Origin of the sequence: Mycobacterium sp. 1165178.9, from assembly GCF_001673555.1 — a bacterium.
GTDB lineage: Bacteria > Actinomycetota > Actinomycetes > Mycobacteriales > Mycobacteriaceae > Mycobacterium.
Genome location: NZ_LZMB01000012.1, coordinates 1 through 7460, shown reverse-complemented (window position 1 = coordinate 7460; position 7460 = coordinate 1). Strand labels below are relative to the sequence as shown.

Sequence of the window (7460 nt, the reverse complement as noted above, 5' to 3'; positions counted from 1 at the left end):
AAGCGGAAGCCCGCGGGGTCAACCGTTGGCCCGCCATCACGGTCGGGGCGGGCGTGCTGTTGGGCGCGCTGCTCATCATGTGGGCCGCCTACCGCGGCCTCGCCGCCCATTGGCAGACCATCCCGAGCACCTGGGACGCGGTCTGGCACGCCAACGAGGTGCGTTTCATCCTGGACACCGGCCAGGCGTCGTCGACGCACATGGGCGAGCTGCGCAACGTCGAGACCCATAAGACGCTGTACTACCCCTCGGTGTTCCACGCCCTGACCGCCGTGTTCTGCCAGCTGACCGGGGCGGCGCCCACCACCGGTTACACGCTGAGTTCGGTCGCCGCATCGGTCTGGCTGTTCCCGACCAGCGCGGCGATGCTGACCTGGCATCTGGTGCGGCGGCACACCACCGAGTGGCGCAGCGCCGGGGCGGCGGCCACCGCGGCGGCGCTGTCGGCGTCGTTCACCGCCGTCCCCTATGTCGAGTTCGGCGTGGCCGCGATGCCCAACCTCGCGGCGTATGGGGTCGCGGTTCCGGCCTTCGTCCTGATCACCACCACGCCGCGACACCGCGACCGCATCCCGGCGGCTGTCCTGGCGTGGGTCGGCGTCATGTCCGTGCACATCACCGGCGGGGTGATCGTGCTGTTGTTCCTGGTGGCGTGGTGGCTGATGGATGCGGTGTGGCGTCCGGTGCGCGGCAGGCTGGCCGATCTGATCGTGCTGGCGTGCGTTGCGGTGTTCTCCGGGCTGATCCTGTTGCCGCAGTTCATCAGCGTCCAGGGGCAGGAAGACATCATCGCCGGGCATTCCTTTTTGACACACCTCAGCAAAAAGCGGGGTCTTTTCGACGCCGTCTTCCAGCACTCCCGCCACCTCAACGACTTCCCGGTGCAGTACGGGCTGATCGCGGTGACGGCCATCGGCGCGGTGATCTTCCTCATCAAAAGGGTCTGGTGGCCACTGGCCTTGTGGCTGCTGCTAGTGGTGGTCGACGTCGACGCCGGAAACCCGCTGCGCGGCCCGAGCGGTGCCGTGGCCGGGATGTTCGGCGAGTTCTTCTATAAGGATCCGCGCCGAATCTCGGCCGCGATCACCCTGCTGCTCGAGCCGATGGCCGGAGTCGCGCTGTTCGCGATCGTCGTGGGCATCGTGGCCGGCGCCAAACGAGTCAGCGGCAGATTCAAACCATTCCCTACCCCGGTCTGGATCTCGGCCACCGCCGTGCTGCTGGTGGCGATCACCGTGCTCACCGGGCGCCACTACTTGTATCGGCACCTGGTGTTATTCGGCGACAAGTACGATTCGGTGATCGTCGACCAGCGCGACCTGATGGCCATGGCTTACCTGTCCAAGCTGCCCGGCGCCCACGAGACCTTGATCGGCAACGCCAACACCGACGGCACCGCCTGGATGTACGCCGTCGCCGACCTGCATCCGCTATGGACCCACTACGACTACCCACAACAGATGGGTCCGGGTCCGAACCGATACATCTTCTGGACCTCGGCCCGCAAAGGCGAATCCGATCCGCGGGTCCTCGAAGCGATTAAAGCGCTCAATATTCGGTACATCTACACCAGCACGCCGACTGTCCGCGGGTTCGCCGTACCCGAAGGACTAGTGTCACTGGATAAGTCGAAGTCGTGGGCGTTGATCTACGACAATGGCGGTGCCCGAATTTATGAATGGCGACCAAACGGCACGACGCCACACCCATAGTCCACAAAGGATGGTGAAGGATTGAGTACCCGCAACGATGACGACGACGTCGAAATCATCGGTGGCGTCGACCCGCGAGTGATGGCGCTCACCGACGACGATGCCGACGAGCGTTCCCTGACCGACCTGGTCGAGCAGCCCGCAAAGGTGATGCGCATCGGAACGATGATCAAGCAGCTGCTCGAGGAGGTGCGGGCCGCACCGCTGGACGAGGCCAGCCGTAACCGGCTGCGCGAGATCCACGCGACCAGCATCCGGGAACTGGAGGAGGGCTTGGCGCCGGAACTGCGTGAGGAACTCGATCGGCTCACCCTGCCCTTCAACGAAGACGCCGCCCCGTCCGACGCCGAATTGCGCATCGCCCAAGCGCAGTTGGTCGGCTGGCTGGAAGGGCTGTTCCACGGCATCCAAACCGCGCTTTTCGCCCAGCAGATGGCCGCCCGCGCGCAACTGGAAAAGATGCGCCAGGGCGCCCTTCCTTCGGGCATCGGTAAGCCGGGCGCGCCCGGGCACGGCCAGTACCTGTAAGCAGACGCAGCACTCAATGGCGCCGGATTCTGGTCCTCACATCGAGACGCACAACGCGTGGGTGGAGTTTCCCATCTTCGACGCCAAGTCGCGCTCGTTGAAGAAGGCCTTTTTGGGCAAGGCCGGCGGCACGATCGGACGCAACAGCTCTAACGTGGTGGTGGTCGAAGCGTTGCGCGACATCACCATGTCCCTCGAGTTGGGCGACCGAGTGGGCCTGGTGGGCCACAACGGGGCGGGCAAATCGACTCTGCTGCGGCTGCTTTCGGGCATCTACGAGCCCACTCGGGGTTGGGCGACGGTCACCGGCCGGGTCGCACCGGTCTTCGATCTCGGGGTCGGCATGGACCCGGAGATCTCGGGCTACGAGAACATCATCATTCGCGGCCTGTTCCTGGGGCAGACGCGAAAGCAGATGCTGTCCAAGGTCGACGAGATCGCCGAGTTCACCGAGCTGGGCGACTACCTGTCCATGCCGCTGCGCACCTATTCCACCGGCATGCGTGTCAGGCTGGCGATGGGCGTGGTCACCAGCATCGACCCCGAGATCCTGCTGCTCGATGAAGGCATCGGCGCGGTGGACGCCGAGTTTTTGAAGAAGGCCCAGTCGCGGTTGCAGAGCCTGGTGGAACGCTCCGGAATCCTGGTATTCGCCAGCCATTCCAACGAATTTCTGGCCCGGTTGTGCAAGACGGCGATGTGGATCGACCACGGCGTCATCCGGATGTCCGGCGGCATCGAAGACGTTGTGCGCGCGTACGAAGGGGAGGACGCGGCCCGGCACGTCCGCGAGGTGCTGGAAGAGGACCAGCAGGCGAATCGGCTCCAGACACCCCTGGCCCAAAGAGCTTCCGGGGATGAGTGAGACCGTCTTCGCCGTCGTCGTCACCCACCGGCGCCCCGACGAACTGGCTAAGTCGCTCGATGTGCTGAGCACGCAGACCCGGCTGCCCGATCACCTCATCGTGGTGGACAATGACGGTTCCGGCGAAGGACCGGGCTCCGGGCGGATCCGCGACCTGGTGGCCGGCCAACCGATCCCGACCACTTACCTGCCCTCTCGTCGAAACCTCGGCGGCGCAGGGGGTTTCGCGCTGGGCATGCTGCACGCGCTGGCCCAGGGCGCCGATTGGGTGTGGCTGGCCGACGACGACGGGCGCCCGCAGGACTCGAGCGTTCTGGCCACCCTGCTGGCCTGTGCCGAAAAGCACGCCCTTGCCGAGGTGTCGCCGATGGTCTGCAACTCCGACGACCCGGAACGGCTGGCGTTCCCGCTGCGCCGCGGCTTGGTATGGCGCAGGCGCGCAAGCGAATTGCGCACCAAAACGGGACAGGACTTGCTGCCGGGGATCGCCTCGCTGTTCAATGGGGCGCTGTTCAAGGCCGCCACCCTGGACGCGGTGGGCGTGCCGGACCTGCGGCTGTTCATCCGCGGAGACGAGGTCGAGATGCACCGCCGCCTGGTTCGGTCCGGCCTTCCGTTCGGGACCTGCCTGGACACGATCTACTTGCACCCCTGCGGGTCCGACGAGTTTCGGCCGATCCTGGGCGGCCGCATGCACACCCAGTACCCGGACAACCACGCCAAGCGGTTCTACACCTACCGCAACCGCGGCTACCTGCTGTCGCAGCCCGGCCTGCGCAAGCTGCTGGTGCAAGAATGGCTGCGATTCGGCTGGTTCTTCCTGGTGACCCGTCGCGACCCGCGCGGTCTGCTGGAATGGATTCGGCTGCGGCGCTTGGGGCGTCGCGAGCAGTTCGGCAAGCACGGAGAGGAGCGGCGCCCATGACCTTCGTCGACGCGGCGGCACAGTCGCGCACCCTTACCCGGGCCCGGGGCGACCTCGTCGACGGCTTCCGCAGGCACGAGCTCTGGCTGCACCTGGGTTGGCAGGACATCAAGCAGCGCTACCGCCGCTCGGTGCTGGGACCGTTCTGGATCACCATCGCGACCGGAACCACGGCCGTCGCGATGGGGGGCTTGTACTCCAAGCTTTTTCATCTCGAGCTGTCGCTGCATCTGCCATATGTGACGCTGGGCCTGATCATTTGGAACCTGATCAACGCCGCCATCCTGGAGGGCGCCGACGTCTTCGTCGCCAACGAGGGACTGATCAAGCAACTGCCGACGCCGCTGAGCGTGCACGTCTACCGGCTGGTGTGGCGGCAGATAATCCTGTTCGCGCACAACATCGTCATCTACGTCGTCATCGCGATCATCTTCCCCAAACCGTGGTCGTGGGCCGATCTTTCGGTGATCCCGGCGCTGGCACTGATCGTGCTGAACTGCATCTGGGTGTCGCTGTGTTTCGGCATCCTGGCGACCCGCTACCGCGACATCGGACCGTTGCTCTTTTCGTTGGTGCAGTTGCTGTTCTTCATGACGCCGATCATCTGGAACGACGACACCCTGCGACAGCAAGGCGCGGGGCGCTGGTCGAAGATCGTCGAACTCAACCCGCTGCTGCATTATCTCGACATCGTGCGCGCCCCGCTGCTGGGTTCGCATCAGGAGCTGCGGCACTGGGCGGTGGTGCTGGTGTTGACGGCCATTGGCTGGCTGCTGGCCGCCTTCGCCATGCGCCAGTACCGCGCCCGGGTGCCCTACTGGGTGTAGGGACCGTCTCTCCTCGGGCCATCCATGCCGGCTTGCTTGCCGGGCGCTCGTTTTGGGTGGACAGTCGTGCTCAGACGAACGACGGAGGGCGCCGATGGAGATGGTGCCGTTGGGCCCGGGCTTTGCAGCGGAATTGCGCGGAGTCACCATCCACGACGTTGCGGCCGACGACCGCGCATACGCGAGCGTGCGCGCGGCGTTCGAGGAGCACTCTGTTCTGGTCCTTCGCGACCAGCACGTCACCGATGAGGCGCAGCTTGCCTTCTCGCGACGCTTCGGACCGCTCGAGGTCACCAAGCCGAAGACGCAGGGCCACGGCACCAACCTGGTGATCCTCACTACCCTCGACGAGCAGGGCAACGTGGTGCACGAAGATGACCGGCTCGCGCTGGAAAACAAGGCGAACCAGCTCTGGCACACCGACAGTTCGTTCAAGCCGGTGCCGGCGCTCGCTTCGGTGCTGTCCTCGCGCATCGTTCCGGCGCAGGGCGGTGAGACCGAGTACGTCTCCACCCGGCTCGCGTTCGAGCGCCTCGATCCGGCTTTGCGGCGGCAGCTGGAAGATTCCTTCGCCTGGCACGAATACGCCTTTTCGCGCGGCAAGATCGCGCCCGACCTCGTGGGGCCCGCCGAGCGGGCGGTGCTGCCGCCACAATGTTGGCGCATGGTGTGGAGGAACCCGGCCAATGGCCGCAAGGCGCTCTACATGGCCTCGCACACCTACGCGATCGAGGGCATGGAGCCCAAAGCCGCGCAAAAGTTGCTTGCCGAGCTAACCGAGGCGGCGACCGCCCCCGGCACGAGCTATCTGCACTCGTGGCGCGAGGGCGACGTGGTGATGTGGGACAACCGCGCGGTCATGCATCGCGGCCGGCCGTGGCCGGCGCGCGAGCCGCGTTACATGGTGCGAAGCACGATCGCCGCGACGGCCGTCGACGGGCTCGACGCGATGCGGGCGCCGACGCGCCGGGCGGCGCAATGACGGCGCGGGCGATGGAAGCTGTGCGGCCGGTGCTGGCGGCCCGCCCCTCGTGGTGTCACACTGGAACGCCACCTCAGCAACCGGGCGAAAGGTCCACCGACGTGAGCAAAAAGGCCCCATCAGCAGCGGACGCCGCGCGGAACAACCTCGAAGCGGAGCTGGACCGGCTACGGCAACGGCGTGACCGCCTCGAGGCCGAGGTCAAGAACGACCGCGGCATGGTGGGCGATCACGGTGACGCGGCCGAGGCGATCCAGCGCGCCGAGGAACTGGTGGTGCTCACCGACCGGATCAGCGAACTGGACCGGCGCTTGCGGACCGGGCCGTCGGACACCGACGCGTCGGAGACCCTGCCCGGCGGCACCGAGGTGACCCTGCGATTCGCCGACGGCGAAGTCGTCACGATGTACGTGATCTCGATCGTCGAGGAGACTCCGGTCGGCCGGGAGGCCGAGACGCTGACGGCGCGCAGCCCCCTGGCCCAGGCCCTGGCCGGGCGTAAACCCGGCGATACGGTGACCTACTCGACGCCACAGGGCGAGAACCAGGTCGAGCTGATCTCGGTCAAGCTGCCCCGCTGACGCTTGCCGGGCAGCGCCCGGCGACCCCGTTAGACTCCCCTCGATGGTTGCCCCGCTGCCCGATTCCGCGTCCGAAGACGTGCGCCCGGACTTGAGCCTGACGACGCAGGTCGTGCGATTCGTCGTCACCGGCGGCCTGGCGGGAATCGTGGACTTCGGGCTGTACCTGCTGCTATGGAAGGTCGCCGGCGTACAGGTCGACCTGTCCAAGGCCACCAGCTTCATCGTCGGCACCATCACGGCCTACCTGATCAACCGCCGCTGGACCTTCCAGGCGACCCCCAGCACCGCCCGGTTCGTCGCGGTCATGATTCTCTACGCCATCACGTTCGCCGTTCAGGTGGGACTCAACCATCTGTGTCTGGCGCTTCTGCACTACCGCGGCTGGGCGCCCCTTGTCGCGTTCGTGATCGCGCAGGGCACGGCCACGGTGATCAACTTCGTCGTGCAGCGGGCCGTAATCTTCCGCATCCGCTGAGCCGCGCTGCGCAAGCGGTACCCTCTTTGACGATGTCGAGCACCGATCCCCTGACCAAGCCCGCCCAGCTGATGGGCTTCGGGCGCACCGCGCCGTCGGTGGCCCGGGTGCTCTGTACCCGCGATCCGGAGGTGATCGCGAAGGTGGTAGCCCGGGTGGCCGACTCGGGCGATCCCAAGAGTCGCGGCGTGATCGCCCGCGGGCTGGGCCGCTCCTACGGCGACAACGCGCAAAACGGCGGCGGCCTGGTGATCGACATGACCGAGCTCAATCGCATCCACTCGATCAGCGCCGACACCCGACTGGTCGACGTCGACGCGGGCGTCAGCCTGGACCAGTTGATGAAGGCGGCGCTGCCGTTCGGTCTCTGGGTTCCGGTGCTGCCGGGGACGCGGCAGGTCACCGTCGGCGGTGCGATCGCGTGCGACATCCATGGCAAGAACCACCACAGCGCGGGCAGCTTCGGTAACCACGTCCGCTCGATGGATCTCCTCATGGCCGACGGCACCGTCCGCACCATCACCCCGGACGGCGACGATGCCGAGCTGTTCTGGGCGACCGT

Annotated in this window: 9 protein-coding genes; all 9 read left to right on the top strand. The window is 66.5% G+C overall.

The features are described 5' to 3' along the window. The coding region (locus A5652_RS00760; protein WP_067345542.1) for a DUF6541 family protein at window positions 1-1712 on the top strand (1712 nt) is incomplete at its 5' end. A gap of 81 nt (window positions 1713-1793) precedes the next feature. Next, the gene (locus tag A5652_RS00755) at window positions 1794-2240 is read left to right on the top strand and encodes a bacterial proteasome activator family protein (RefSeq protein ID WP_232001050.1); all 447 of its coding nucleotides are present in this window, start codon (window positions 1794-1796) and stop codon (window positions 2238-2240) included. Window positions 2241-2256: 16 nt separating this feature from the next. Next, the gene (locus tag A5652_RS00750) at window positions 2257-3105 is read left to right on the top strand and encodes an ABC transporter ATP-binding protein (protein WP_067345536.1); all 849 of its coding nucleotides are present in this window, start codon (window positions 2257-2259) and stop codon (window positions 3103-3105) included. Continuing rightward, complete coding sequence (locus A5652_RS00745) at window positions 3098-4030, top strand: glycosyltransferase (RefSeq protein ID WP_067345533.1); 933 nt, start codon at window positions 3098-3100, stop codon at window positions 4028-4030. The genes A5652_RS00750 and A5652_RS00745 overlap by 8 nt, the downstream gene beginning before the upstream one ends. Beyond that, window positions 4027-4857 carry an ABC transporter permease gene (locus A5652_RS00740; RefSeq protein ID WP_067345529.1) on the top strand — a complete coding sequence of 277 codons (831 nt, stop codon included), beginning with the start codon at window positions 4027-4029 and terminating at the stop codon, window positions 4855-4857. The genes A5652_RS00745 and A5652_RS00740 overlap by 4 nt, the downstream gene beginning before the upstream one ends. Window positions 4858-4951: 94 nt before the next feature. Next, window positions 4952-5839 carry a TauD/TfdA family dioxygenase gene (locus tag A5652_RS00735; protein ID WP_067345526.1) on the top strand — a complete coding sequence of 296 codons (888 nt, stop codon included), beginning with the start codon at window positions 4952-4954 and terminating at the stop codon, window positions 5837-5839. 101 nt (window positions 5840-5940) lie between these two features. Then, entirely contained in the window at window positions 5941-6420 is a 480-nt protein-coding gene (locus tag A5652_RS00730) for a GreA/GreB family elongation factor (RefSeq protein ID WP_067345523.1), read from the top strand. A gap of 112 nt (window positions 6421-6532) precedes the next feature. Beyond that, window positions 6533-6898 carry a GtrA family protein gene (locus A5652_RS00725; protein WP_156745080.1) on the top strand — a complete coding sequence of 122 codons (366 nt, stop codon included), beginning with the start codon at window positions 6533-6535 and terminating at the stop codon, window positions 6896-6898. A gap of 32 nt (window positions 6899-6930) precedes the next feature. Next, window positions 6931-7460 (top strand): FAD-binding oxidoreductase (locus A5652_RS00720; RefSeq protein ID WP_156745079.1); only part of this gene is annotated, 530 nt, incomplete at its 3' end.